The sequence below is a fragment of the Pseudooceanicola aestuariicola genome, assembly GCF_045763785.1.
Taxonomy (GTDB): domain Bacteria; phylum Pseudomonadota; class Alphaproteobacteria; order Rhodobacterales; family Rhodobacteraceae; genus Pseudooceanicola.
On the sequence record NZ_JBJGSF010000002.1, the window covers coordinates 246427 to 269766 of the forward strand.

The following is a 23340-nucleotide window of genomic DNA, read 5'->3' on the forward strand; positions in this document are numbered from 1 at the left end:
CGTGTAAGAGGCGCAAGCCCATGGAGGAGAAGGCCGCATGACCAAGTCGAAATCCCGGATTACGCCCGAAGACGCGCTGGCGTTCCACCTCGAACCCTCGCCGGGCAAATGGGAGGTGCAGGCCACCGTTCCCATGACGACACAGCGGGATTTGTCGCTGGCCTATTCGCCGGGCGTGGCCGTGCCCTGCGAGGCAATCCACGAGAACCCGGAAACGGCTTATGACTATACCAACAAGGGTAACCTTGTGGCCGTGATTTCGAACGGGACGGCGGTGCTGGGGTTGGGCAACCTTGGCGCGCTGGCGTCGAAACCGGTGATGGAGGGCAAGTCGGTCCTGTTCAAACGGTTTGCCGATGTGAACTCGATCGATCTGGAGCTGGACACCGAGGATACCGAGGCCTTCATCAATGCGGTGAAACTGATGGGTCCGTCGTTCGGTGGCATCAACCTTGAGGACATTAAGGCGCCCGAGTGTTTCATCATCGAACAGCGCCTGAAGGACGAGATGGATATTCCCGTCTTCCACGATGATCAGCACGGCACGGCGGTGATCTGTGCGGCGGGTCTGCTGAACGCGCTGAAAATCTCTGGCAAGAAGATCGAGGACTGCAAGATCGTGCTGAACGGCGCGGGGGCTGCGGGCATTGCGTGCATTGAGCTGTTGAAGCGGATGGGCGCAAAACACGAAAATTGCATCGTCTGCGATACTAAGGGCGTCATCTACCAAGGCCGGACCGAGGGGATGAACCAGTGGAAGTCGGCCCATGCGATCACCACCGATCTGCGCACGCTGGAAGAAGCTATGGACGGTGCCGACGTGTTCCTTGGCGTGTCGGTCAAAGGGGCCGTGACGCAGGAGATGGTGAAAAGCATGGCCAAGGACGCAGTGATCTTTGCCATGGCGAACCCGGATCCCGAGGTGACGCCGGAAGAGGTGCACGAGGTTCGTGAAGATGTGATCGTGGCCACAGGCCGGTCGGATTACCCGAACCAGGTGAACAACGTTCTGGGCTTTCCTTACCTGTTCCGCGGCGCGTTGGACATCCACGCCCGCGCGATCAACGACGAAATGAAAATCGCCTGTGCCGAGGCGCTGGCCGATCTGGCGCGCGAAGACGTCCCGGACGAGGTCGCGATGGCCTATGGCAAGGCGCTGACTTTCGGGCGCGACTACATCATTCCGACGCCGTTCGATCCGCGTCTGATCCACCGCATCCCGCCCGCCGTGGCGAAGGCCGGGATGGACACGGGCGCGGCGCGGCGGCCGATCGTGGATATGGACGCATACGAGCTGTCGCTGAAATCGCGGATGGATCCGACGGCGAATATCCTGCGGTCGATCAATACGCGGGCCCGGAATGCTCAGGCGCGGATGATCTTTGCAGAAGGTGACGATCCGCGCGTTCTGCGTGCTGCGGTGATGTATCAACGCTCGGGTCTGGGTGAGGCGCTGGTGGTCGGTCGTGAGGCTGACGTGAAGCAAAAGCTGGAAGCCGCCGGTCTGTCCGACGCGGTTGGAGAGCTGAAGGTGGTGAACGCCGCCAATACCGAGCACCTCGAGGAATATAAGGCGTTCCTGTATAACCGCCTGCAGCGCAAAGGGATGGACCAGCATGATATCCACCGTCTGGCGGCGCGAGATCGGCATGTGTTTTCTGCGCTGATGCTGGCGCATGGGCACGGGGATGGTCTGGTGACTGGCGCGACGCGGAAATCGGCGCATGTGCTGGAACTGATCAACCACGTGTTTGACGCGGATGCGGCGCATGGGGCGGCGGGTGTCACCGCGCTGATCCACAAGGGTCGGATCGTTCTGGTGTCGGACACGCTGGTGCACGAATGGCCAGACGAAGAAGACCTGGCAAATATCGCCGAACGCTGCGCCGAAGTTGCGCGCGATTTCGGGTTGGAGCCGCGGGTGGCTTTCGTGTCCTTCTCGACCTTCGGGTATCCGGTGTCGGAACGGGCCGAGAAAATGCATCTGGCGCCCAAGGTGCTGGCAAAGCGCGGTGTGGACTTCGAATTCGAAGGCGAAATGACCGTCGACGTGGCCCTGAACACTAAGGCGCGGGACGCCTATCCCTTTGCCCGGCTGACCGACAACGCGAATATTCTGGTCGTACCTGCGCGGCATTCGGCCAGTATCAGCGTGAAGATGATGCAGGAACTGGCCGATGCGACGGTGATCGGTCCGATCCTGTCGGGCGTCGACAAACCCATCCAGATTTGTTCGACCGGCTCGACCGTGAACGACATTCTGAACATGGCGCTTCTGGCGGCCAGCAAGGCGCGCTGATGACAATCTGGAACCTCGGATCGGTCAATGCGGACATGGTTTATCGCCTGCCGCATCTGCCCGGACCGGGGGAAACGCTGGCGGCGACGGATCATCAGCGGGGGCTGGGCGGCAAGGGTGCCAATATGTCCGTGGCCGGGGTGCGCGCTGGGGCGCGGGTTCATCATATCGGGGCCATCGGCCAAGACGGTCTATGGATGCGGGATCAGTTGGCCGAATACGGCGTGAACGTCGATCATCTGAAGGTGATCGGTGACGTGTCGGGCCATGCGATCGTGGCCTTGGACACGGCGGGCGAAAACCAGATCATCATCTTTCCGGCGGCCAACATAAGTATCGCTCCTGCTGGATTAGAGACTGTTCTGGCGAAGGCTGCGTCCGGCGATATTGCCGTCTTTCAGAACGAAACCAATGCGCAGGCCGCCTTTGCTGCGGCAGCGCGCGCGCGGGGTATGCGCGTGTGTTACGCCGCAGCGCCGTTTTCGGTGACTGCGGTGCAGGACGTGCTGCCGATGATCGATCTGCTGATCCTGAACGCCGTCGAGGCCGCGCAGCTAGAGGCCGCGCTGGGCGTTGATATCACCGCCCTGCCGGTGGCCGATATCGTCGTGACGCTGGGCGCGCAGGGGTGTCGGTGGATCCGTGACGGTAAGGCGACGGATTTCGCGGCGCCCAAGGTTACGCCTATCGATACGACGGGCGCGGGCGATACGTTTACCGGATATCTTCTGGCCGGTCTGGATCAGGGCCTGACGATGGAACACGCCATCCAACAGGCGCAGCGCGCGGGTGCGGTGATGGTGACGCGGCTGGGCACGGCGGATGTGATTCCGACCACAGAAGAAATTTCGAACTTTTTTCACGAGAGCTGAAACTCTGCCTCTCGAAGCTTCGTAGTTTGGGGTGACGGCCAATGAGGGCCGGTATTGAACGACCAAACACAGGGAGCTGTTTTATGAAACGCTTTATCGCAACGACCGCCGCAATTCTTACCGCTGGCACCGCTTTTGCTGCTGGCCACGCCATGGCACCGATGATCGAAGGGTCCGATCAGGACGTATCCGGCGGCACTGTCACCGCATCCAAAATCGTCGCCTCTGAAAACGGCTGGCTGGTCGTGCACCGCACCGGTGAAGACATGAAGCCGGGCGTCGTGGTTGGCCACGCGCCGATCAAGATGGGCGAAAACATGGACGTGTCCGCCATCCTGACCGAAGAAGTCGCATCGGGCGACATGCTGATGCTGATGGTTCACTCCGAAGCCGGTGGCGAAAAGACGGGTATCTTTGAATACACGCTGGGCGCGAAAGAAGACGGTCCGGTCAAGCCGGACGGTGAACTGGTGATGACCACGATCACCGCCGAGTAATCGGTTTTGTCTTCCGGCCCCAACCCTAGGCTAGGGGCCGGGTGTCAGGCTGGGTATTCTGGCACTGACGTTAAGGGCCGCATCCCAGTTGCGGCCCTTTTCGCATTCACAACAGCTGGCTGAGCTTCAGCGCCACCGACATATCACCCGAGACCTTGATCTTGCCCATGGCAAAGGCGGTCATAGGGTTCAGCTTGCCTTGGATCAGCTTGGCGAGGTTGGGTTCGCTGATGCGGATGGTACAATCGGCGGCGCGGTCGTCCAGATAAGCGGTGCTGCCGTCAAGGGTGATGGCCCCGTCGTCCCCGCAGTCGAATTTGATCGAATTGTCGAGCGGCTTGCGGTTCAACGCGTTTTGTAGCGCTGCGGCGATTTCAGAGAGCGTCATTCAGGCGACCTTTGGTGAGTTTCGCAGCAGGTTAACGACGGGACGTGAAGATTTCGCAAGCGTGACGTGGCGGAGGCGCGGGATTGAGAGTGCGGGAACGAGAGGGCGCTGCCCCCTCGCGCTCCCCCGGAGTATTTTGGGAAAGATGAAGACATGAAAAAACCGCCGGGGGTGCCGGCGGTTTTTGCTTTTGGGATTGGACCCAATCAGCCTTTGAGGCGGCGGTTCCGTGCGGCCAGAAGTTTCAGGCGCAGGGCGTTCAGCTGAATGAAGCCTTGGGCGTCTTTCTGATCGTAGGCACCGGCGTCTTCTTCGAAGGTCACGTGCGCCTCGGAATAGAGCGAGTGATCGGACCAGCGGGCGATGGTTCGGGCCGAGCCTTTGTAGAGTTTCAGGCGAACCGTACCGGTGACGTGCTCTTGGCTCTTGTCGATCAGGGCCTGCAGCATTTCGCGTTCAGGCGAGAACCAGAAGCCGTTGTAGATCAGTTCCGCATAGCGGGGCATGATCGAATCCTTCAGGTGGCCCGCGCCGCTATCGAGCGTGATCTGTTCGATCCCGCGGTGTGCTTCGAGCAGGATGGTGCCGCCGGGGGTTTCATAAACACCACGGGATTTCATGCCCACAAAACGGTTTTCGACCAGATCGAGGATGCCGATGCCGTGTTTTCCGCCCAGTTCGTTCAGCTTGGTCAGAATGGTTGCGGGGGACATGGCTTCGCCGTTGATGGCGACCGCGTCACCCTTTTCGAAGGTGATCTCTACCTCTTCTGGGGTGTCGGGCGCGTCTTCTGGGCGGGTGATCCGCTGCAGAACGTAATCGGGCGCGTTCTGGGCCGGGTCTTCCAGCACTTTGCCTTCGGACGAGGTGTGCAGAAGGTTCGCATCGACCGAGAAGGGGGCTTCGCCACGTTTGTCCTTGGCGATCGGGATCTGGTGCTGTTCGGCGAATTCTAGAAGCTTGGTGCGCGAGGACAGGTCCCATTCACGCCAGGGCGCGATGACCTTGATGTCGGGGTTCAGGGCGTATGCGGATAGTTCAAAGCGAACCTGATCGTTGCCCTTGCCGGTCGCGCCGTGGGACACGGCGTCGGCACCGGTTTGTGCGGCGATTTCCACCAGACGTTTCGAAATCAGCGGGCGCGCGATCGAAGTGCCCAGCAGGTACAGACCTTCGTACAGAGCGTTGGCGCGGAACATCGGGAAAACAAAGTCGCGCACGAACTCTTCGCGGATGTCTTCGATAAAGATGTTTTCGGGTTTGATCCCCAGCAGTTCGGCCTTCTTGCGGGCGGGGTCGAGCTCTTCCCCCTGACCGAGGTCAGCGGTGAAGGTGACGACTTCGCAGCCGTATTCGGTTTGCAGCCACTTCAGGATGATCGAGGTGTCGAGACCCCCGGAATAGGCCAGGACGACTTTTTTCGGCGCGGACATGTAATTTCCCTCGGATAAGTTCTGCGGCGACGTAGCGGTTTTCCTCGACAAGAGCAAGCTGAGGGTCATTTTGGGACACGCAAGGCGGCGGATTTAACGCCTTAAGCAGAAGGTCTTTGATGAAGATATTGATGAAAGCGCTGCGCCTGTTGTGGGCGTCCCCTTTGGGGCTGGCGAAAGTGGTGGTGGTTCCGGGCGTATTGGCGCTGATCCTTGTGGGTCTTTGGGTCTGGTCGCCGCGTGCGGTGGGCAACGGCGATGTCTTGGTTTTCGTCGCGCCGGGACTGATCGTGATTGTTTGCATCTTTTGGGCGGCTGCGGCGTGGCATCGGTTTGTGTTGCTGGACGGTGTGGTCGGTTGGTTGCCATCGGTGCCTTTGCCCGCGCTGCTGCGGTTTGTCGGGTTTTGGGTCGGTATGTTGGTGGCGGGGTTGATGATCGGTTTGTTCATCGGACGTGTGATGATGGGCGTCGTCGGCACCTTGCCGTCCTCAATGTCCTACATCGTGCGGCTTGTGATCGGGGCAATCATGTTCTGGGCCCTGTTTTTGCGCCTGTCGCCGGCGATCGTGGGGGCTGCTTTGGGTAGACCTGTCGGGCTGGTGCGGGCGTGGGATTTGACCGCGCCGCTGGCTGGGTCTTTGGGGGTCGCGACAGTCGTAATTTATGCGATTTCCGAAGCGGTCTCGATCGTAACCAATATCTTTGTCGGCTCATCTTACATGGTGCAGTTTGCCCTGTGGGGGATGGCCTGGACCTTGGTGTTCACGCTTGTGACCAGCGTGATGACCGTGACCTATGGCGTTGCGGTGCAGAGACGCAGTTTAGATTGAGAAGCTTGCGCAATGCCAAGCGGCGGGGCAGGGATATCTGATGAGCGATACCAACCTGCCCAACACAGAAGAATTCCGTGACAAGGCGCGCGCCGCGATGGTGGCGATGCGGTCCGTGTTTCCGGCGACGCCGCTGATGCGGAACGATCACCTGTCCGACAAATATGATGCGGACATCTGGCTGAAGCGCGAAGACCTGTCGCCTGTGCGATCCTACAAGCTGCGGGGCGCGTTCAATGCGATGCGGCGGGCGCGGGGGGCGACGCTGTTCGTCTGTGCCAGTGCGGGCAATCACGCGCAGGGCGTTGCGTTCATGTGCCGTCACTTTGGGGTGGGCGGCGTGATCTTTATGCCGGTGACGACGCCGCAGCAAAAGATCGACAAGACCCGCATCTTTGGTGGCGACATGGTCGAGATCCGGCTGACCGGCGATTACTTCGATGACACGCTGGCCGAGGCGCAGGCCTTTTGTGCCGAAGAGGGCGCGCATTTCCTTGCCCCCTTCGACGATGACGACGTGATCGAAGGACAGGCGACAATCGCGGCCGAGATTGAGGCGGAACTGCCCGATGGGGCCGATCTGATCGTGCTGCCCGTTGGGGGTGGTGGTCTGTCGGCGGGAATGCGCAGCTATTTCGGTCCCGATCAGGCGATCAAATATGTGGAGCCCTCGGGCGGCATGTCCTTGGCCGCGGCGGTCGAAAACGGCGGGCCTGTCACGTTGAACAAGGTTGATAGTTTCGTCGATGGCGCTGCGGTTGCACGGATCGGGGCGCGCCCTTGGGATCGGTTGAAGGGAATTCAGCGGTCCGACGTTCTGGCCGCGCCAGAGGATCGCATCTGCATCACCATGCTTGAGATGCTGAATATCGAAGGCATTGTGCTGGAACCTGCGGGTGCCTTGTCGGTGGATGTGCTGGACGATATCAGGGACGAAATAAAGGGAAAACGCGTGATCTGCGTCACCTCGGGCGGGAATTTCGATTTCGAACGCCTGCCGGATGTGAAGGAACGTGGGCAGCGGTATTCCGGGATCAAAAAGTACCTGATCCTGCGCCTGCCGCAGCGGCCCGGCGCGTTAAAGGATTTCCTGAACCTGCTGGGGCCGGGGGACGATATCACCCGGTTCGAATATCTGAAGAAATCGGCGCGCAACTTCGGGTCCGTGCTGATCGGGATCGAGGTCAAGCAGGCCAGCGATTTCGATGGGTTGTTTCAGCGGCTGGAAGACGGCGGGTTCACCTATCGCGACATCACGCAGGATACGACCCTGTCCGAATTCCTGATCTAAGCGGCGATCCTGTCGCGGACTTCCGACAGGAACAGGTCCCTGGTGATACGATACGCGTGGTCCAGCGCGACCAGATCGACCTGATCCGGCAGACCGCGCGCGGCCAGACGTTCGCCTTGGGCCGCGAGATCGGTGAAATGATCAAAGCCGATGTTCAGGGCGCAGCCTTTGACGAAATGCAACGCGGCTTCCAAATCCTCGGCCATACCGATGGTTTGCAGGGCGGTTTCGACCTCTTCCAAGAACAACTCAACCACTTCGTCAAAGCCGTCGCGACCGACGTCTTCGCAAAGATCCTGAACCTTGGTCCAGTCGATAAGGGTTGGCTGGTCGCTCATGCCTGTACGCTAGCCGCGTGACCTTACTGAAATCTCAATCGATACGGAAAATTTTAGGCTTAACACCGCATTAGAGGGCAGGGCGCTATCCATGGGCCAAAGGTAGGCGCAGGTAATGGATCAGGCGGAACAGGTACGACGGGGCAGGGATCAGATTCCGGCGGCAGGGCAGGCACGCCGGGTTCTTGTCGTGGACGATAGCAAGATGCAGCGCCGGATCCTCAGTGTCTCACTTGCGCGCTGGGGATACGAGGTGCTGGAGGCGGGAACCGGCGAAGAAGCGATCGAACTGTGCGCCAAGGCGCCGCCGGATATCGTGATTTCCGATTGGATGATGCCGGGCCTGACGGGGCCCGAATTTTGCCAAGCCTTTCGGGCGATGCCGCGCGATAATTACGGGTATTTCATCCTGCTGACTTCCAAGGCTGACAAGCTGGACGTCGCCGAAGGGCTGACCAGTGGCGCGGATGATTTCCTGACCAAACCAGTGAATTCCGGTGAATTGCGCGCGCGGTTGATCGCGGGGGACCGGGTGCACAGGATGCATTGGGACCTGACGCGCAAGAACCGGGTGATCGAAGAGACGTTGCACGAGTTGCAGCAGCTGTATGATTCCATCGACAACGACTTGATCGAGGCGAAGAAGCTGCAGCAATCCCTTGTCCGGGAACGCGAGGTCAGGGTTGGACCCGCCCGGATCGCGCAGATCTTGCGCACGGCTGGGCGTGTTGGGGGGGATCTGGTGGGCTATTACCCTGTCGGGCCCAATCGCGTCGTGGTCTACGCGCTGGATGTGTCGGGGCATGGTGTCAGTTCGGCGTTGATGACGGCGCGACTGGCGGGGGTGCTGTCGCCCGCGATGCCACAGCAGAATATCGGCGTGGACATGCGCGGGGCGCAGGGGCCGGTGCCGGTGGCGCCGGACCGGATCGCCGCACGGCTGAACCGCATCGCGTTGCAGGAAATGGACAACGGCCATTACTTTACCTTGGCTTTGGCCGAGGTTGATCTGACCACTGGCGCGCTGCGCATGGTGCAGGCGGGGCATCCGCATCCGATGATCCAACGGGCGGATGGCCGGATTGATGTCTTGGGTCAGGGCGGCTTTCCCATAGGTTTGGTCGATGAGGCAGAGTTCGACATCGTCACCGACCGCCTGATGCCGGGCGACCGGTTGGTCCTGATGTCGGACGGGGCGACGGAATGTACCGATGAACACGGCCAGATGCTGGAAGAAGAGGGTCTGATCGCCCTGCTTCAGTCTCTATCCAGCCTGTCCGGTATCGCCATGCTAGAGGCGCTGGTCTGGTCACTGTCTGACCGGCGCGAGGATGGCCGGTTCGAAGACGACGTGTCGGCCATAACGCTGGACTATACCCCAGCCTAAGCCAGCAAAGTGGCAAGGGTATCGGCGCTACCGTCGTCAGCGATGATATCCAACGCCAGCGCGGCGGGGGTCCAGATGGCGGTATGGCCGGGCTCTGTCGGATTGCCATGGGGTCGGACGGGGCGGGCGATGTAGATGGTGCACATCTTTTCCGCCCACTTGTCGTATTCTGGCATGTAGGTGAACCGTCGGAAGGTGCCGACGCGCCGTGGATCGGCGATGGCCCAGCCGGTTTCCTCGAACACCTCGCGGTGCAGGGCCTGCAGGGGCGACTCACCCGGATCGATGCCTCCGCCGGGCAGTTGAAATTCCGGCGTCGGCTCTAACTGGTGGGTCAGCAGCAGGTCAGACCCGCGCGGCAGGATCGCGTAGACGCCGGGGCGAAACGTGTACTGACGGCCGGGTTCTGGGGGTTCTCCGTAACGACGCATGGGGGCCTGCCTTGTAACCGGGCATCATTGCCCCTAGGTGCAGGCCAAGATATGCCTGTGACAGGCGCAGAAGGAAACCCCATGACGATTGGATCGAAACTGGCCTGGGACGATACGGTCCTGCCCTTTCAGCTTGATGCCTCTGATGTGCGCGGCCGCGTTGCGCGGCTGGATGGCGTGCTGGGAGGTATCCTGAGCCAACATGATTACCCCCCGCAGATCGAGGCGCTGGTGGCCGAAATGGCCCTGCTGACCGCGCTGATCGGTCAGACGATCAAACTGCGCTGGAAACTGTCGCTTCAGGTGCAGTCCAAGGGCGCCGTGCGCATGATCGCCACCGATTACTATGGCCCCGAGAAAGAGGGCGATCCCGCCCTGATCCGCGCTTACGCCAGCTTTGATGAAACCAAGCTGCGCCCCGGGTCGGCCTTTGATCAGCTGGAAACCGGATATTTTGCCGTGCTTCTGGATCAGGGGCAGGGGATGCAGCCCTACAAGGGGATCACGCCGCTGGCTGGTGGGTCGCTCAAAGCCTGTGCCGAAAGCTATTTCGCGCAGTCCGAACAATTGCCCACGCGGTTTTCGCTGTCCTTTGGCAAGTCGACCGAAGCGGGCGGCGCTGAACATTGGCGCGCGGGCGGTGTGATGGTGCAGGTCATGCCTGTGGCCGGGGTACATGTTGCCCAAGACGGTGGATCGGGCGAAGGCGGTGTGCTGGTCGCCTCTGACTTGGTCGAAGGCGACAAGGAAGAGGATTGGAATCGCGTGAACCTCCACCTCGACACGGTTGAGGATCTGGAATTGATCGGGCCGAACGTGACGCCGACCGACCTGCTGGTCCGCCTGTTTCACGAGGAACAGCCGCGCGTCTTTGACGCCCAGCCCGTCCGCTTTGGCTGCACCTGTTCCGAAGACCGCGTGCGCCAGTCGTTGTCGATCTATTCCGCCAAGGACATCGAAAAGATGACCACGGATGATGGTCTGGTGACGGCCGATTGCCAGTTCTGCGGCGCGCATTACGAGCTGGACCCAAAGTCTGTCGGGTTCGAGGCGGAGGATAAGGGTGAAAGCTGACCCTTCCGTTTACGATCAAATCCGAGACGCCCTTGCCAAACCCGGCGAGGGCTCCTCGGATTTCGATCTGAACGGGCGGATGGGGTTGGTTGCCCCGGATCAGCTGCGTCCTGCGGGCGTGCTGGTGCCATTGATCGAACGTCAGGGTCAGATCAACGTGATCCTGACGAAACGGTCGTCGCACCTGAAACATCACCCCGGACAGATCGCCTTTCCCGGCGGTAAGGTCGAACCCACCGATGCCGATGTCACCGCCGCCGCCCTGCGCGAGGCGCGGGAAGAGATCGGGTTGCCGACCGAGCTGGTCGAGGTGCTGGGGTACCTGCCACGCCACGAAACGGTCAGCGTATTTTCCATGACTCCCGTGGTGGCGCGGATCACCAATGATTTTCCGCAGGTTGCCGAACCGGGCGAGGTCGAAGAGATTTTCGAGGTGCCTTTGGCCCATCTGCTGAACCCGGACAATTACCGCGTTCAGGGACGGCGCTGGCGCGGGCAGCGGCGGGAATACTTCGTGGCCCCTTATGGCCCCTATTACATCTGGGGCGCGACCGCGCGGATCTGCCGGGTGCTGGCAGACAGGATGGCGTGATGCGGGTCACGGGCGCTTGGCTGGATCATCCGGGAACGCGCGCCGTGATGGATGTGCTGACAGGCGCTGGGCATCAGGCCTTTTTCGTCGGGGGATGTGTGCGCGACGCGCTGTTGGATCGACGGATCGGGGACATCGATATCGCCACCGACGCACACCCGCAGCAGGTGCTTGAGATTGCGAAGAACGCGGGTATCAAGGCCATCCCGACAGGGTTCGACCACGGCACCGTTACGTTGGTCAGCCACGGGCTGGCACATGAAATAACGACCCTACGCAGCGATATAGAGACTGATGGTCGTCACGCGGTCGTGCAGTTCTCCGACGATATCGCCGATGATGCCGCGCGGCGAGATTTTACGATGAACGCGCTATATGCCAAGCCGGACGGAGAGGTTGTGGACCCCTTGGGCGGGTTGCCTGACTTGCAGGCTCGGCGGCTGCGGTTTGTCGGTGATCCGGCACAGCGCATTGCCGAGGACTACCTGCGCATCCTGCGCTATTTCCGGTTTCACGCATGGTACGGCGATCCTGATCAGGGCATGGACCCTGACGCGCTGGCCGCGATCGCCGACGGGGCGGAGGGCCTGACGCAACTGTCCCACGAACGGGTGGGAACCGAGGTGCTGAAACTGCTAAGCGCACCCGATCCTGCGCCTTCGGTGGCGGCGATGCGGCAGACCGGGGTGCTGGGGCACATCTTGCCCGGTGCGGACGACAAGATGCTGGCGCTTCTGGTGCATCTGGAAGGGGAGGTTGCCCCCGATCCGATCCGGCGATTGGCAAGCCTTGGCGGCCAGAACGTCGCCAGTGCGCTGCGGCTTAGCAAGGCGGACGCCCGGCGGCTGGATCTGTTGCGGGACGAGATGGGCCAAATGACGCGTCCCGCTGAACTGGGATATCGTCACGGGATGCAGACCGGTTTGGACGTCATGCTGCTGCGTGCGGCCATGTTCGAACAGCCGATCACTGCGCATAACATGCAGTGGCTGGAGACAGGCGCGCGCGCGAAGTTTCCTGTGCAGGCCGTCGATCTGATCCCCGATTTCGAAGGCCCCGCGCTGGGCGCGCGGTTGAAAGAGCTTGAGGACCGCTGGATTTCCTCTGGCTTCACACTCACGCGTGAGCAGTTGTGCGCTGATGGGGATGGTTGAACGCTGAACCTTTGCGCTAGCTTAAAAGTGCACAGAAGGACCCCCCGATGCGTTTTGACACCCGCCGTTTGATCGACCCTTTCCAACGCGCCAAGGGCGCGCCGCCGCTGACGCTGGGCGCTTATGCCCGGTGGTTGCTGCATGGTGCGTGGCCGATGGTGCTGATCGCCAGCGTGCTGGCCGCAATCGCAGGCACCGTCGAGGTGGGCGCGGCTTGGGTGCTGGGCGCAGTGATCGACAGCGCGACCGAGTCGGGGCCAGAGGCCGCGTTTTCCGGTGAAAGTCTTGCGATGATCGTGCTGGCGCTGGTGTTCTTTATCGTCGCGCGTCCCATCCTGATGGGTCTGTCGTCGGCGGCGAATACGTTGTTCATCATGCCCAATGTCTCGGCCCTGTCGCTTAGCCGTCTGCATCGCTGGACGCTGGGGCAGGGGGTCACGTTTTTCGATAATGATTTCGCGGGGCGCATCGCGCAAAAGCAGATGCAAAGCGCCAGCGCGATCACCGACGTGACGATGGAATCGATCAACACGGTGGTTTTTGCCAGCGCGTCCATCATTGGGGCCGCGGCGCTGTTGTTCACGATTCACCCGCTGTTGGTGCTGGCGTTCGCCCTTTGGTTCGTCGGCTATGTCGCGCTGATCCGATATTTCATCCCGAAGGTCCGCGCACGGTCCAAGGCGCGGGCGGCGTCGCGCGCGGCGGTGTCCGGGCAGGTGGTCGACACGATCACCAACATCAAGACGGTCAAACTGTTCGCCCATGCCGATCACGAAGACAGCGTCGCCCTGCGGGCCATCGCTGATTTCCGTCAACGCGCTGTGGATTTCGCCAAAGTCTCGGTCAGTTTCCGGGTGCTGCTGATGACGCTGGCGGGTGTGTTGCCGGTGGTTCTGGTCGGGGGTGCGCTGTGGCTGTGGTCGTCTGGCGCGACCACGATCGGGGCTGTCGTGGCGGCGGGCACGGTGGCGATCCGACTGGCGCAGATGACCGGCTGGGTGTCCTTCACGCTGATGGGGATCTACGCGAATATTGGCGAGTTGGAGGACGGGATGCGCACGCTTGCCCCCGCGCAACGGCTGTACGATGCGCCAGATGCCAAGGTGCTGAACGTGAGCCACGGTGAGATCGCCTTTGACGACCTGAGCTTTGCTTATGGCCGGGATGTCGGCGGTGTTGAGGGGATCCAACTGACGATCCAGCCGGGCGAAAAGCTTGGGATCGTGGGCGCCTCTGGTGCCGGGAAATCGACCTTGGTGGCGCTTCTTCTTAGGCTCTATGATGCGGAACAGGGTCGAATTCTGATTGATGGTCAGGATATTTCGCAGGTGACGCAGGACAGTCTGCGGCGGCAGATCGGGATGGTCACGCAGGATACGGCGATGTTCAATCGTTCGGCCTTTGACAACATCCTTTACGGTCGTCCCGACGCGACCGAGGCTGAGGTTTACGATGCCGCCCGCAAAGCCGAGGCGGATGAGTTCATCCGCACGCTGGCCGATCATCTGGGCAATCAGGGTTACAAGGCGCGGCTGGGCGAACGGGGGGTCAAGCTGTCTGGTGGTCAGCGCCAGCGGATCGCGCTGGCCCGCGCGATCCTGAAGGACGCGCCGATCCTTGTGTTGGACGAAGCGACCTCGGCCCTTGATTCCGAGGTCGAAGCTTCGATCCAGTCGGCGCTGGAAACGGTGATGGAGGGCAAGACGGTTCTTGCCGTCGCGCACCGGCTGTCGACGATTTCCCATATGGATCGGATTGCGGTGCTGGACGGTGGCCGGATTGCCGAACTGGGATCGCATGACGAATTGCTGGCCAAGGGCGGGCTTTATGCGCGGTATTGGAATCGGCAGTCGGGTGGGTTCATCGGCGCGCGGGATGCGGCTGAATAGGCTGGACGGCTTGGCGGTCGCCAGGATAACCCCGGCGGCATGACAGAATATCGTATCGAACGCTTGGGGCATCAGGGCGACGGCATCGCGCGCGGGCCCCTTTTCGCCCCCATGACCCTGCCCGGAGAGCTGGTGACAGGCACGCCCGACGGCCAGCGGCTTGAGGGTGTGAAAATCGTCACCCCTTCGCCGGATCGGGTGGCGGCGCCCTGTCGGCATTTCAAATCCTGCGGCGGCTGTCAGGTGCAACATGCGTCTGACGATTTTGTCGAAACATGGAAAGCCGGGATCGTGGCCGAGGCGCTGCGCGCCCAGGGGATTGATGCCGAGATTGCGGGGGTCACGACGTCTCCGCCGCGGTCGCGGCGACGGGCGACGCTGTCGGTGCGGCGGACCAAGAAGGGCGCAATTGCCGGGTTTCATGGCCGTGCGTCGGGCACCATCGTCGAAATACCGGACTGTCAGCTGCTGCACCTCGATTTGATGGGCGCCATCCCCGTGGCCGAAGCTTTGGCCGTGGCTGGTGGATCGCGTAAGGCAGAGCTGTCGGTATCGGTCACGCTGTCTGATGCGGGTCTGGACGTTGCGGTGCGCGACGGAAAAGATCTGGACCGCGATCTGGAAGTGTTGCTGGCGCAAGAGGCAGAGCGGCTGGATCTGGCCCGCCTGACGTGGGGTGACGAAGTGATCGCCATGCGCCGCGCGCCGGGCCAGACCTTTGGGCCTGCGCGCGTCGTGCCGCCGCCGGGATCGTTCCTGCAAGCCACGCAGCACGGTGAGGCGGCGTTGCTGGCCGCGGTGCAAAAGATCGTCGGCGATGTCTCTCAGGTCGTGGACTTGTTCGCGGGTGCGGGCACCTTTGCCCTGCCGCTGGCCAAAAACGCCGAGGTTTTGGCGGTTGAAGGCGACAAGGCGATGATCGCCGCGCTGGACCGCGGCTGGAGAGAGGCTCAGGGTCTGAAGAAGATCACTGGAGTTGCACGGGATTTGTTCCGAAACCCGCTCCTTAGTGACGAATTCAGAGGCATCGAGGCCGCCGTAATCGACCCGCCCCGCGCCGGAGCGGAGGCGCAGATTGGCGAATTGGCCCGCGCGCAGGTGCCCGTGATTGCGCATGTGTCCTGCAGCCCCGTGACCTTTGCCCGTGATGCGACACGGCTGATCGCGGCGGGGTATCAGATGGGGCCGGTGCTGGTGGTGGACCAGTTCCGCTGGTCGGCGCATGTTGAACTGGTCGCGGGCTTCCGCCTCACATGAGCGTGAGGGGCCAGTGAGCCCTATGCGCAATGCACCTTTGGCGGTATAAGGCTGCAAAAAAGGGGCAGCAGTTATGCGCGTGTTTTCCATCATGATGATGCTGGTCGTGGCCTTTGGGCTGTCGGCCTGTTCGTCCAAGTTCAAGACCTACCGCGGGCCAGAGGTGACTCAGATCCTCGTCTACAAGGGCGACCGCAAGATGTACCTGATGCATCATCAGGAAGTGCTGAAAAGCTATAACATCGGGCTGGGGTTCGCGCCCGTCGGTCACAAGCAGTTCGAAGGCGACGGCAAGACGCCTGAGGGCACCTATCGGATCGACCGTCGCAACCCGAACAGCGAATTCCACCTGTCCGTCGGCATGTCATACCCCAATACCGATGATGTGGCCTTTGCCTCATCTCAGGGGAAAAGCGCGGGCGGCGATATCTTCATCCATGGCTATCCGGAGCGGTTCAAGAAAGCGCCGGTTCCCGATTGGACAGCCGGGTGCATCGCGGTCAAGAACCACGAGATCGAAGATATCTATGCGATGGTGCGCGACGGGACGATTATCACCGTCTACCCATAATGGCCGACCAGATCAGGTGCCGGGCTGAGAGGTCATTCCGGCACCGGTGATCATCGTCCACCAGATCTTGCCGTTGCCTTCCTGATGCCAGGCAAAGCCCATGTCGGTGGCGCGGCGATCCAGAATCACCCGGCGGGTGTCATCCTGATCCATCCACGCCGACAGGGTCTCAAGCTCGGATTCGTAGGTTTCCGAGATGTTTTCACCGATCAGCATACCGGAATAGCCCACGCGGCGGACACGGTCGATCGGGGACGACCCGTCCGACCCGAAGTGCCACGGGCGATTCTGTCGTGCCATGTCCTGAGAGTGTGTCGCGGCGGCGGCGGTCAGGCGGCTGTCGAGTTGAACAGGCGATGCGCCGGATGCGGCACGCAGGCTGTTCACGGCGTCCAGCACTTCGTAGGGAATCTTGGCCTTACCGCTTGCGGGGATGCGATAAAGCTTGGGCAGCGGCTTGCCGTCGGCGGCCAGTTGGCGCGGTTCAGACGTGGGGACCGGGGCGCAGGCCTGCAGGGCAATCATGGTTGCGGCGACGATCAGCGGAAGGCGCATTTGAAAAGGTCCTAGAATTCTGTTTCGGTTAATGGCTTACCCAAAGGCGGGACATCTTTCAAACCCACATCGGCGTGAAGCCGCAACTAACACTGGTTTGATTGGTTTTACCGTCAAACAGGCTATAGTAAGAGCATAATCCAAATTCAAAAGTTTCCAGGTGTGATATGAGCCGAACATTCCAGTCCCGCCGTGCCTTTCTGGCCGGCTCTGTCGCGACACTTGCGGCACCCGCCCTGGCGCAACAAAGCCGTGATCCGGACTATGCGTCGCCCTTTGAGAACTCGACCGTTGTAGAACGTGATCTGGATGAGCCTGCGGTTCGCCGCAATATCTCCAGCTTCCGGACGCTGGATTGGCGTCCCTACTTCTCGAATACCAACAACGGTGCGATTCTTGTCGATATCGACAGCCGCGCCCTGCATTTCTGGTCCGAGGATCAGTCGATCTATCGTCTTTACCCGACCTCTGTCCCCGTCACCGAAGAGCTGACGCGCCGGGGCCGGACCTCTGTTGTGCAAAAAGTGGTCAAGCCGACGTGGCGCCCGACCCCCAACATGCGCAAGCGCAACCCAGAGTGGCCGGCCGTGGTCGAAGGTGGTGCGCCGGACAACCCGCTGGGGCCGCTGGCACTGTACCTTGGCTGGACGTATTACCGTATTCACGGCACCCACGACACACGCAAGATCGGGCGGAAATCGTCCAACGGTTGCATTGGCTTGTACAACGAACACATCACCCAGCTGTTCGACATGACCAAGGTCGGCACACAAGTGTTGCTTATTTGACGACATTGCGGCGGTGCAGCATAGCAGATGCTTAACAAGCATTTGCAATCAACAGAATTTGCTGCTTAGAACGTGGTACGAGGTAAGTCTTGGGTGCCGGACAGGTATGTTTTCTGTTCCGGCGAATATCTGGAGGATACGATATGAAAAAACTCGTTCTCGCCGCCGCTCTGGCAGCCGCCGCTTCGACCGCAACCGCAGGCTCCTACGCTGAGCCGGTTGTTGAAGCACCCGTCATCGTCGAAGAAACCACTTCTTCGTCCGCTGGCATCCTGATCCCGCTGCTGCTGCTGGCTGTTGTTGCAGTCGCTGCTTCCCAGTAAGATCAGCGAACTTAGTTCAGGAAAAAGGCGGTGCTGTTGCACCGCCTTTTTTCGTTTCCGGCTTTGAAATTAGATGGGCCGAAAGGGGCCGGACCACTTAGTCCAGCCAGCCTTTCAGGTTTTCGGTGATCTTGCCCATCAGCGCCGCGATATGCGCGTCGTCATCGTTCAGGCAGGGGATATAGGTGAAATGTTCACCGCCCGCGTGTTCAAAGCTTTCCTTGATCTCTTCGTTGATCTCTTCCAGCGTTTCGATGCAGTCGGCTGAGAACGCGGGCGCAATCACGGCGATCTTTTTGTTGCCCTTCTCGGCCTGACGCGCGACCTCTTCGACGGTGTAAGGCTGTAGCCATTCTTCGGGGCCGAATTTCGACTGGAACGTCGTCATGATCCGGTCGTCCGCCCAGCCCAGCCGTTCCTTCAGAAGGCGCGTCGTTTTCTGACACTGGCAGTGGTACGGGTCGCCCTCTTTCAAATAGCGGAAGGGCAGGCCGTGGTAGGAACAGATCAGGATGTCGGGTTCCTGATCGGCGGCGGCATAGGCGCGTTCCACCGATGCCGCCAGCGCGTCGATGTAGGCGTCATCCGCGAAATAGGGCGGCAAGGTACGCGACGCGGGTTGCCATTTCTCGGCCATCAGGGCGCGGAAAAACTGGTCGTTGGCGGTGGCCGTCGTGGCGCCGGCGTATTGCGGATACAGCGGGCAAAACAGGATCTTGGTGCAGCCCGCCTCGACCATTTTCTTCACCACGGACGGTGTCGAAGGGTTGCCGTAGCGCATACAGAAATCGACCATGACATCGTCGCCATATTTGGCATGCAGCCCTGTCGTCAGCTTGGCGACCTGCTGCTTGGTGATGGTCATCAGCGGCGATTCGTCGGCCTCTTTGTTCCAGATGGAATCGTAGGCGGCCCCGGATTTGAACGGGCGGATCGACAGGACGATGCCCTGAAGGATCGGCTGCCATTGCCATTTGGGATAATCGATGACGCGCTTGTCCGACAGAAACTCGCTTAGGTACCGGCGCATGGACCAATAGCTGGTGTCGTCGGGGGTGCCGAGGTTCGCGATCAGCACGCCGACTTTTTCGCGGGGTACCTTCGGGTGATCAGCTGGGGCGTGTGCCGGGCATTCGCTCATATTCAGTCCCTTGCTTGTATTTTAGTCGGACCTAGCGAGTTCGGGCTAAAGGTCAATCCTTCAGCGGCAATTCGCGCGCATTCAACGCATCGGCCAGCCGGGTTTTCGCACTGCCGGGTCGCAGCGGCTGCTGCTGGCTGGCGTCCGGGGCCCATCCGGTCAGGGTGATCATTTCGAAGGTGGCGGGGATGCGATCGTCCTTGCCGAAGGTATCGATGTAGATCTGCGCGGCTTGGGTCAGGACCTCGCGCCGGGTGAGGTGGCGCAGGCGCTGGTGCAGGGCGTTGGCTTCGCCCATGTCCCGCAATTCCCGCATCAGGTGGAGGGGGGAGGCATAGGTCACCGTCAGCTCATCCCCGTCGGCCACGGGCAGGGCCAATCCTGCGCGCTGTAGCAGGGCGCCAAGGTCGCGGATTTCGGCCATGGGCGCGACGCGGGGCGACAGGCCGCCGGTCACGCGCGATTCCGCTTGGGCGAGTGCGGCCCGGAGTTCATGCAGCGTCTGACCGCCGGGGAAAGTGGCGAGGAACAGACCATCGGGTTTCAGCGCCCGGGCGCATTGGATGATCTGGCCGATGGGGTCGTCGGCCCAATGCAGCGCCATGGCGTGGATTACCAGATCATGCGCTCCCTCGGTCAGGTCCAGCACGTCAGTGTCGGTGACGATCTTGGCGTCTGGCAGGAACGTGGCCCATTTGCTCGGGTGGCCGGTCACGATCGCTGGGGCCGTGAACGATCTGTTAACCATGCTGATGCGATCCTGAAGGTCCTCTTGGGCCATATCGTGCAGGAACAGCGCATCGTCCTTCGCCCGCGCGCGGTTGCGCGTCAGGGCGGTGCGGTCGGTCAGGCGGGGGGGCGTGGATCCGGTCATGGGGGCATAGATATGCTTGTCCGACAGCTCTTTCAAACGGCGATCAGGCTGGTTTACCCGCCGACCTGCATGACCTGCGATGCGCCCGTGGCCGAGATGGGCGGGCTGTGCGGCGCCTGCTGGCGCGAAACGCCTTTTGTCAGTGCCCCTGTGTGCGCGGCGTGCGGCGCGCCGATGCCTTCGGATCACGCGGAGGAGGGCGAGCATTGCGATGATTGCCTGCGGGCGCCGCGCCCTTGGGTCGCTGGACGGACGGCAATGGTCTATGGCGGGAACGGGCGGCGGATCGTGCTGGGGCTGAAGCATGGGGACCGGCTGGATTACGTCGATGCTGTTGCCGATTGGATGGCCGAGGCGGGGCGCGATCTGATCTTGCCGGGAATGATCGTCACCGCGATCCCGTTGCATTGGCGGCGGCGGATCAAACGGCGGTATAACCAAAGCGCGATGCTGGCGCATGGCGTGGCGCGCTGTCACTTATTGCCGTGCGTTCCAGATTTGCTGATCCGTCCGCAGTCGACCCCGGTTCTGGACGGCAAATCGCCCGCCCAACGCTTTGCCGATATGGCGCAGGCGATCCGGATCAACCCGAACCGCGCAGGGCTGGCGGTGGGGCGTCCGGTGCTGGTCGTCGATGATGTCATGACCTCTGGCGCGACGCTTTCTGCGGCGTGTCAGGCCCTTATGAGAGCAGGCGCGGCAGATGTGCGGGTGCTGACACTGGCGCGGGCGGTCAAAGACGCTTAGGTTCCGGGAAACAACCCGGAGGGTGATATGAAACCTGTGACCATCTACACGACCCCGATCTGCGGATTTTGCGCGGCGGCCAAGCGTTTGCTGGACCAGAAGGGCGTGGCCTATGACGAAATCGACGTGATGCGCGATGCCGAGAAGAAGCAAGAGATGATGAACCGCGCCGGTCGCCACACCGTGCCGCAGATCTTTATCGACGATCAGCACGTGGGCGGCTGTGACGATCTGTATGCGCTGGAACGCGCGGGCAAGCTTGATCCCATGCTGGCCGCCTGATGAAGGCTGCGCTGCTTCAGATCACGTCATCGGACGATCCGGTCGAAAACCTCGTCATGCTGCGGGGCATGGTGCGCGACGCGGCGGCGCAGGGCGCAGAGTTCGTTCTGACGCCCGAGGTATCCAACTGCGTGTCCACCAGCCGCAGTCACCAGAAAGAGGTGCTGGAGCCGGAAGACGGCAACGCCTTCCTTGCCGGGATGATTGTGGAGGCAAAGGCGCAGGGCATCTGGCTGCTGCTGGGGTCGATCGGCGTGAAGACAGAGGATGCGGACGGGCGCTTTGCCAACCGGTCTTTCCTGATTTCGCCTGATGGCCAGATCGCCGGGTGGTACGACAAGATCCACATGTTCGACGTCGATGTGTCGGCCGAGGAAAGCTATCGCGAATCCGCAGGGTATCGTCCCGGGGATCGCGCGGTGGTGGCCGATGCGGGCTTTGCCAAGATCGGCATGACCATCTGTTATGACCTGCGGTTCGCCAAATTGTACCTGGTGCTGGCCCATGCAGGTGCGCAGATCCTGACGATCCCGGCGGCCTTTTCGCCTGTAACCGGCAAGGCGCATTGGGACCCCATCCTGCGGACCCGCGCGATTGAAACCGGATGCTTTGTCATGGCCCCTGCGCAATGCGGCACGCACAGCGCATCGAAGGGTAAGGAACGGTCGACCCACGGCCATTCCATGGTCGTCGCCCCGTGGGGAGAGGTCTTGCTGGACGCTGGCACCGAACCGGGTGTCTATATGGTCGATCTGGACCTGTCCGCCGTCGATGACGCGCGCCGCCGCGTGCCGTCCCTGTCCCATGACCGAGAGTTCACCTTGGCCCAATGAGTGATCCGCAGAACGCCCTTGCGATTGCGCTGTTCAGCGAAATCCTGACCGCAGATCAGCTGGTGCGGAACCGCCTGTCCAAGGTGATGCCCAAGGGAATGGAGATCTCTCACTTCTCGGTGCTGAACCACCTGGCGCATATCGAAAAGGAACGCACGCCCGCGCAGTTGGCGCAGACGTTCCACGTGACGCGCGGGGCGATGACGAACACCTTGGGTCGGCTAGAGATGCAGGGCTATGTGAACATCCGCCCGGACTGGGAAGATGCGCGACGCAAGATGGTGGGGATTTCGCGGGCCGGGCGGCTGGCGCGGGATACGGCGCTGGAAGGCATCTCTCCGATGGTCGAAGATCTGATCAATGAGCTTGGGGCCGAAAAGGTGCGGGCGGTGCTGCCGATCCTGCGCGAATTACGCGGTAAACTAGAATAACTTTTTACATGACCATCTGAATCGCGATGGCGGCGCCGTAAAGGCCCAGCAGCGATAGGGAATCGATGCCGATCCGTGCGGGCCCCTGCCGTTCGCGCACGATCAGGCCGGCCAGCAGCGCGGTGGTCATCAGGATGGACGTCGAGATCCAGAAATAATCCTGCGTGTTTGCGGCGTGGTACAGCGATCCGTCCCGATAGGCGACGTCCGCCGCAGACAGGAACAGCGTGTCGAACATGTTGCCGCCGATGATGCCGCCCACGGCCAGTTGCAACGCACCGCGTCTGACGGCGGCGACGGTCGTCACCAGTTCGGGCAGCGACGTGGCAACAGCCGTCATTAGCGCCCCCACCAGTGACGCGGACAGGCCGATCTGGTCGATCAGGGCCGACCCGGTGCGGGAAATCATCCAGCCCGCCAGCCCCATGGCGATCATCAGAACGGTAAACTCAGCGGCCAGACGGCCGGTGGATTTGCCGGTGTTTTCGTCGTCCTCATCTTCGCAGGTGTCGTGGCGCGTTTCCTTGGTGTTGACGGGTTTCCACATCGGCTCTTCCCGGACCTGACGGCTGACGACCATGCCAAGCAGGTAGATTACAGGGATCGCGATCGACACGGGGTGGATGGCCCAGATCGTCACCTCTGGCGCGGCCATGGCGGCGAATGGCAGGGACAGCAGGAAAACTAGTAGAACACCTTGGATCAGGTTGGTCGCCTCGGCGGCGGCGTGTTCTAGGTTGGCTTTGCGAAACGCCATGTCGGCCACGGCAAGAAACGCGGTCTGCGCCGCGATCCCGCCGACCGAGTTCGAAAAGGCCAGTGATGCCCGCCCGTCCAAGGCGGCAGTGACAGACACGGTCACGCCCGACAGCGATGTTGCAGCGCCAAGGATGACAGCGCCGACCAGCGCCTCGCCCAGACCGGTACGGTCGGCCAACGTGTCGGCGCGGCCCGTCATGGCGATACCGCAGATACAGATGATACCTGCGCTAACGGCGAATAGGGCAAAGATGGCGGGCAGCGGAAGCGCAGAAATCATGCAGACCCAACGCCTTAGTCC

26 protein-coding genes are annotated in these 23340 nt (G+C 61.5%); 18 read left to right on the forward strand and 8 right to left on the reverse strand.

Features of this window, described 5'->3' with window-relative positions; translation table 11 throughout:
* Positions 1-37: 37 nt before the first annotated feature.
* The 3 genes from ACI3GR_RS09060 to ACI3GR_RS09070 all read left to right on the forward strand — a co-directional run bounded on the left by ACI3GR_RS09060 (position 38) and on the right by ACI3GR_RS09070 (position 3668).
* Positions 38-2299, forward strand: a complete 2262-nt coding sequence (locus ACI3GR_RS09060; RefSeq protein ID WP_407493885.1) for an NADP-dependent malic enzyme — start codon at positions 38-40, stop codon at positions 2297-2299.
* The gene (locus ACI3GR_RS09065; protein ID WP_407493886.1) at positions 2299-3171 is read left to right on the forward strand and encodes a ribokinase; all 873 of its coding nucleotides are present in this window, start codon (positions 2299-2301) and stop codon (positions 3169-3171) included. The genes ACI3GR_RS09060 and ACI3GR_RS09065 overlap by 1 nt, the downstream gene beginning before the upstream one ends.
* Positions 3172-3254: 83 nt before the next feature.
* The gene (locus ACI3GR_RS09070) at positions 3255-3668 is read left to right on the forward strand and encodes a DUF7282 domain-containing protein (protein ID WP_407493887.1); all 414 of its coding nucleotides are present in this window, start codon (positions 3255-3257) and stop codon (positions 3666-3668) included.
* 106 nt (positions 3669-3774) lie between these two features.
* On the opposite strand, the gene ACI3GR_RS09075 is transcribed toward ACI3GR_RS09070, so the two are convergent.
* Together ACI3GR_RS09075 and ACI3GR_RS09080 are read right to left on the reverse strand one after the other, a co-directional pair.
* The gene (locus tag ACI3GR_RS09075; protein ID WP_407493888.1) at positions 3775-4056 is read right to left on the reverse strand and encodes an SCP2 sterol-binding domain-containing protein; all 282 of its coding nucleotides are present in this window, start codon (positions 4054-4056) and stop codon (positions 3775-3777) included.
* Between the two features lie 206 nt (positions 4057-4262).
* Complete coding sequence (locus tag ACI3GR_RS09080) at positions 4263-5489, reverse strand: argininosuccinate synthase (protein WP_407493889.1); 1227 nt, start codon at positions 5487-5489, stop codon at positions 4263-4265.
* Between the two features lie 119 nt (positions 5490-5608).
* Here ACI3GR_RS09080 and ACI3GR_RS09085 point away from each other — a divergent pair, with 119 nt between their 5' ends.
* Both ACI3GR_RS09085 and ilvA read left to right on the forward strand, forming a co-directional pair.
* Positions 5609-6322, forward strand: coding sequence for a hypothetical protein (locus ACI3GR_RS09085; RefSeq protein ID WP_407493890.1), 714 nt, complete (start codon positions 5609-5611; stop codon positions 6320-6322).
* 40 nt (positions 6323-6362) lie between these two features.
* Positions 6363-7613, forward strand: a complete 1251-nt coding sequence (gene ilvA, locus ACI3GR_RS09090) for a threonine ammonia-lyase IlvA (RefSeq protein WP_407493891.1) — start codon at positions 6363-6365, stop codon at positions 7611-7613.
* Here ilvA and ACI3GR_RS09095 read toward each other — a convergent pair.
* Complete coding sequence (locus tag ACI3GR_RS09095) at positions 7610-7951, reverse strand: Hpt domain-containing protein (protein ID WP_407493893.1); 342 nt, start codon at positions 7949-7951, stop codon at positions 7610-7612. The genes ilvA and ACI3GR_RS09095 overlap by 4 nt on opposite strands.
* A gap of 115 nt (positions 7952-8066) precedes the next feature.
* Here ACI3GR_RS09095 and ACI3GR_RS09100 point away from each other — a divergent pair, with 115 nt between their 5' ends.
* Positions 8067-9338, forward strand: a complete 1272-nt coding sequence (locus ACI3GR_RS09100) for a PP2C family protein-serine/threonine phosphatase (protein WP_407493895.1) — start codon at positions 8067-8069, stop codon at positions 9336-9338.
* Here ACI3GR_RS09100 and ACI3GR_RS09105 read toward each other — a convergent pair.
* Positions 9335-9769, reverse strand: a complete 435-nt coding sequence (locus ACI3GR_RS09105) for an NUDIX domain-containing protein (RefSeq protein WP_407493897.1) — start codon at positions 9767-9769, stop codon at positions 9335-9337. The genes ACI3GR_RS09100 and ACI3GR_RS09105 overlap by 4 nt on opposite strands.
* An 81-nt stretch (positions 9770-9850) precedes the next feature.
* Between ACI3GR_RS09105 and hslO the strand changes: the two genes are divergently transcribed.
* From hslO to ACI3GR_RS09135, 6 genes are all read left to right on the forward strand, one after another.
* Positions 9851-10843, forward strand: a complete 993-nt coding sequence (gene hslO / locus ACI3GR_RS09110; protein WP_407493899.1) for an Hsp33 family molecular chaperone HslO — start codon at positions 9851-9853, stop codon at positions 10841-10843.
* Positions 10833-11435, forward strand: coding sequence for a CoA pyrophosphatase (locus ACI3GR_RS09115; protein ID WP_407493900.1), 603 nt, complete (start codon positions 10833-10835; stop codon positions 11433-11435). Before hslO ends, ACI3GR_RS09115 begins: the two co-directional genes overlap by 11 nt.
* Entirely contained in the window at positions 11435-12589 is a 1155-nt protein-coding gene (locus ACI3GR_RS09120; protein WP_407493902.1) for a CCA tRNA nucleotidyltransferase, read from the forward strand. Before ACI3GR_RS09115 ends, ACI3GR_RS09120 begins: the two co-directional genes overlap by 1 nt.
* A gap of 47 nt (positions 12590-12636) precedes the next feature.
* Positions 12637-14478, forward strand: a complete 1842-nt coding sequence (locus tag ACI3GR_RS09125; protein ID WP_407493903.1) for an ABC transporter ATP-binding protein — start codon at positions 12637-12639, stop codon at positions 14476-14478.
* 39 nt (positions 14479-14517) lie between these two features.
* Positions 14518-15735, forward strand: a complete 1218-nt coding sequence (locus tag ACI3GR_RS09130) for a class I SAM-dependent RNA methyltransferase (protein WP_407493905.1) — start codon at positions 14518-14520, stop codon at positions 15733-15735.
* 73 nt (positions 15736-15808) lie between these two features.
* Positions 15809-16306: a L,D-transpeptidase family protein gene (locus tag ACI3GR_RS09135; RefSeq protein ID WP_407493907.1), complete on the forward strand. Its 498-nt coding sequence runs from the start codon at positions 15809-15811 to the stop codon at positions 16304-16306.
* 12 nt (positions 16307-16318) lie between these two features.
* Here ACI3GR_RS09135 and dalA read toward each other — a convergent pair whose 3' ends face one another.
* Positions 16319-16861: a divisome-associated lipoprotein DalA gene (dalA, locus tag ACI3GR_RS09140; RefSeq protein WP_407493909.1), complete on the reverse strand. Its 543-nt coding sequence runs from the start codon at positions 16859-16861 to the stop codon at positions 16319-16321.
* Between the two features lie 167 nt (positions 16862-17028).
* On the opposite strand from dalA, the gene ACI3GR_RS09145 reads away from it, so the two are divergent.
* Both ACI3GR_RS09145 and ACI3GR_RS09150 read left to right on the forward strand, forming a co-directional pair.
* Positions 17029-17649 carry a L,D-transpeptidase gene (locus ACI3GR_RS09145; protein ID WP_407493911.1) on the forward strand — a complete coding sequence of 207 codons (621 nt, stop codon included), beginning with the start codon at positions 17029-17031 and terminating at the stop codon, positions 17647-17649.
* Positions 17650-17792: 143 nt separating this feature from the next.
* Positions 17793-17972 carry a hypothetical protein gene (locus tag ACI3GR_RS09150; protein ID WP_407493913.1) on the forward strand — a complete coding sequence of 60 codons (180 nt, stop codon included), beginning with the start codon at positions 17793-17795 and terminating at the stop codon, positions 17970-17972.
* Positions 17973-18069: 97 nt separating this feature from the next.
* On the opposite strand, the gene hemH is transcribed toward ACI3GR_RS09150, so the two are convergent.
* A complete protein-coding gene (gene hemH / locus ACI3GR_RS09155; protein WP_407493914.1) occupies positions 18070-19113 on the reverse strand; it encodes a ferrochelatase in 1044 nt (347 codons plus the stop codon).
* A 52-nt stretch (positions 19114-19165) separates the two neighbouring features.
* On the reverse strand, positions 19166-19987 hold the full coding sequence (locus ACI3GR_RS09160) for a methyltransferase domain-containing protein (protein WP_407493916.1): 822 nt from the start codon (positions 19985-19987) through the stop codon (positions 19166-19168).
* Between the two features lie 12 nt (positions 19988-19999).
* Here ACI3GR_RS09160 and ACI3GR_RS09165 point away from each other — a divergent pair, with 12 nt between their 5' ends.
* Genes ACI3GR_RS09165 through ACI3GR_RS09180 form a run of 4 tightly spaced genes read left to right on the forward strand, consistent with a single transcriptional unit; the run spans position 20000 to position 22280 of the window.
* A complete protein-coding gene (locus tag ACI3GR_RS09165) occupies positions 20000-20734 on the forward strand; it encodes a ComF family protein (protein WP_407493918.1) in 735 nt (244 codons plus the stop codon).
* A 27-nt stretch (positions 20735-20761) separates the two neighbouring features.
* A complete protein-coding gene (grxC, locus tag ACI3GR_RS09170; RefSeq protein ID WP_407493919.1) occupies positions 20762-21016 on the forward strand; it encodes a glutaredoxin 3 in 255 nt (84 codons plus the stop codon).
* On the forward strand, positions 21016-21849 hold the full coding sequence (locus ACI3GR_RS09175; RefSeq protein ID WP_407493921.1) for a carbon-nitrogen hydrolase family protein: 834 nt from the start codon (positions 21016-21018) through the stop codon (positions 21847-21849). Before grxC ends, ACI3GR_RS09175 begins: the two co-directional genes overlap by 1 nt.
* On the forward strand, positions 21846-22280 hold the full coding sequence (locus ACI3GR_RS09180) for a MarR family winged helix-turn-helix transcriptional regulator (protein WP_407493923.1): 435 nt from the start codon (positions 21846-21848) through the stop codon (positions 22278-22280). The genes ACI3GR_RS09175 and ACI3GR_RS09180 overlap by 4 nt, the downstream gene beginning before the upstream one ends.
* Before the next feature lie 4 nt (positions 22281-22284).
* On the opposite strand, the gene ACI3GR_RS09185 is transcribed toward ACI3GR_RS09180, so the two are convergent.
* Positions 22285-23319, reverse strand: coding sequence for a sodium:calcium antiporter (locus ACI3GR_RS09185; protein ID WP_407493925.1), 1035 nt, complete (start codon positions 23317-23319; stop codon positions 22285-22287).
* Positions 23320-23340 lie beyond the last annotated feature (21 nt).

Excerpts from the sequence above, each read along its gene's own strand:
- ACI3GR_RS09060 (WP_407493885.1), top strand. The coding sequence starts at position 38 with ATGACCAAGTCGAAATCCCGGATTACGCCCGAAGACGCGCTGGCGTTC.
- ACI3GR_RS09065 (WP_407493886.1), top strand. The coding sequence starts at position 2,299 with ATGACAATCTGGAACCTCGGATCGGTCAATGCGGACATGGTTTATCGC.
- ACI3GR_RS09070 (WP_407493887.1), top strand. The coding sequence starts at position 3,255 with ATGAAACGCTTTATCGCAACGACCGCCGCAATTCTTACCGCTGGCACC.
- ACI3GR_RS09075 (WP_407493888.1), bottom strand. The coding sequence starts at position 4,056 with ATGACGCTCTCTGAAATCGCCGCAGCGCTACAAAACGCGTTGAACCGC.
- ACI3GR_RS09080 (WP_407493889.1), bottom strand. The coding sequence starts at position 5,489 with ATGTCCGCGCCGAAAAAAGTCGTCCTGGCCTATTCCGGGGGTCTCGAC.
- ACI3GR_RS09085 (WP_407493890.1), top strand. The coding sequence starts at position 5,609 with ATGAAGATATTGATGAAAGCGCTGCGCCTGTTGTGGGCGTCCCCTTTG.
- ilvA (WP_407493891.1), top strand. The coding sequence starts at position 6,363 with ATGAGCGATACCAACCTGCCCAACACAGAAGAATTCCGTGACAAGGCG.
- ACI3GR_RS09095 (WP_407493893.1), bottom strand. The coding sequence starts at position 7,951 with ATGAGCGACCAGCCAACCCTTATCGACTGGACCAAGGTTCAGGATCTT.
- ACI3GR_RS09100 (WP_407493895.1), top strand. The coding sequence starts at position 8,067 with ATGGATCAGGCGGAACAGGTACGACGGGGCAGGGATCAGATTCCGGCG.
- ACI3GR_RS09105 (WP_407493897.1), bottom strand. The coding sequence starts at position 9,769 with ATGCGTCGTTACGGAGAACCCCCAGAACCCGGCCGTCAGTACACGTTT.
- hslO (WP_407493899.1), top strand. The coding sequence starts at position 9,851 with ATGACGATTGGATCGAAACTGGCCTGGGACGATACGGTCCTGCCCTTT.
- ACI3GR_RS09120 (WP_407493902.1), top strand. The coding sequence starts at position 11,435 with ATGCGGGTCACGGGCGCTTGGCTGGATCATCCGGGAACGCGCGCCGTG.
- ACI3GR_RS09125 (WP_407493903.1), top strand. The coding sequence starts at position 12,637 with ATGCGTTTTGACACCCGCCGTTTGATCGACCCTTTCCAACGCGCCAAG.
- ACI3GR_RS09130 (WP_407493905.1), top strand. The coding sequence starts at position 14,518 with ATGACAGAATATCGTATCGAACGCTTGGGGCATCAGGGCGACGGCATC.
- ACI3GR_RS09135 (WP_407493907.1), top strand. The coding sequence starts at position 15,809 with ATGCGCGTGTTTTCCATCATGATGATGCTGGTCGTGGCCTTTGGGCTG.
- dalA (WP_407493909.1), bottom strand. The coding sequence starts at position 16,861 with ATGCGCCTTCCGCTGATCGTCGCCGCAACCATGATTGCCCTGCAGGCC.
- ACI3GR_RS09145 (WP_407493911.1), top strand. The coding sequence starts at position 17,029 with ATGAGCCGAACATTCCAGTCCCGCCGTGCCTTTCTGGCCGGCTCTGTC.
- ACI3GR_RS09150 (WP_407493913.1), top strand. The coding sequence starts at position 17,793 with ATGAAAAAACTCGTTCTCGCCGCCGCTCTGGCAGCCGCCGCTTCGACC.
- hemH (WP_407493914.1), bottom strand. The coding sequence starts at position 19,113 with ATGAGCGAATGCCCGGCACACGCCCCAGCTGATCACCCGAAGGTACCC.
- ACI3GR_RS09160 (WP_407493916.1), bottom strand. The coding sequence starts at position 19,987 with ATGACCGGATCCACGCCCCCCCGCCTGACCGACCGCACCGCCCTGACG.
- ACI3GR_RS09165 (WP_407493918.1), top strand. The coding sequence starts at position 20,000 with ATGCTTGTCCGACAGCTCTTTCAAACGGCGATCAGGCTGGTTTACCCG.
- grxC (WP_407493919.1), top strand. The coding sequence starts at position 20,762 with ATGAAACCTGTGACCATCTACACGACCCCGATCTGCGGATTTTGCGCG.
- ACI3GR_RS09175 (WP_407493921.1), top strand. The coding sequence starts at position 21,016 with ATGAAGGCTGCGCTGCTTCAGATCACGTCATCGGACGATCCGGTCGAA.
- ACI3GR_RS09180 (WP_407493923.1), top strand. The coding sequence starts at position 21,846 with ATGAGTGATCCGCAGAACGCCCTTGCGATTGCGCTGTTCAGCGAAATC.
- ACI3GR_RS09185 (WP_407493925.1), bottom strand. The coding sequence starts at position 23,319 with ATGATTTCTGCGCTTCCGCTGCCCGCCATCTTTGCCCTATTCGCCGTT.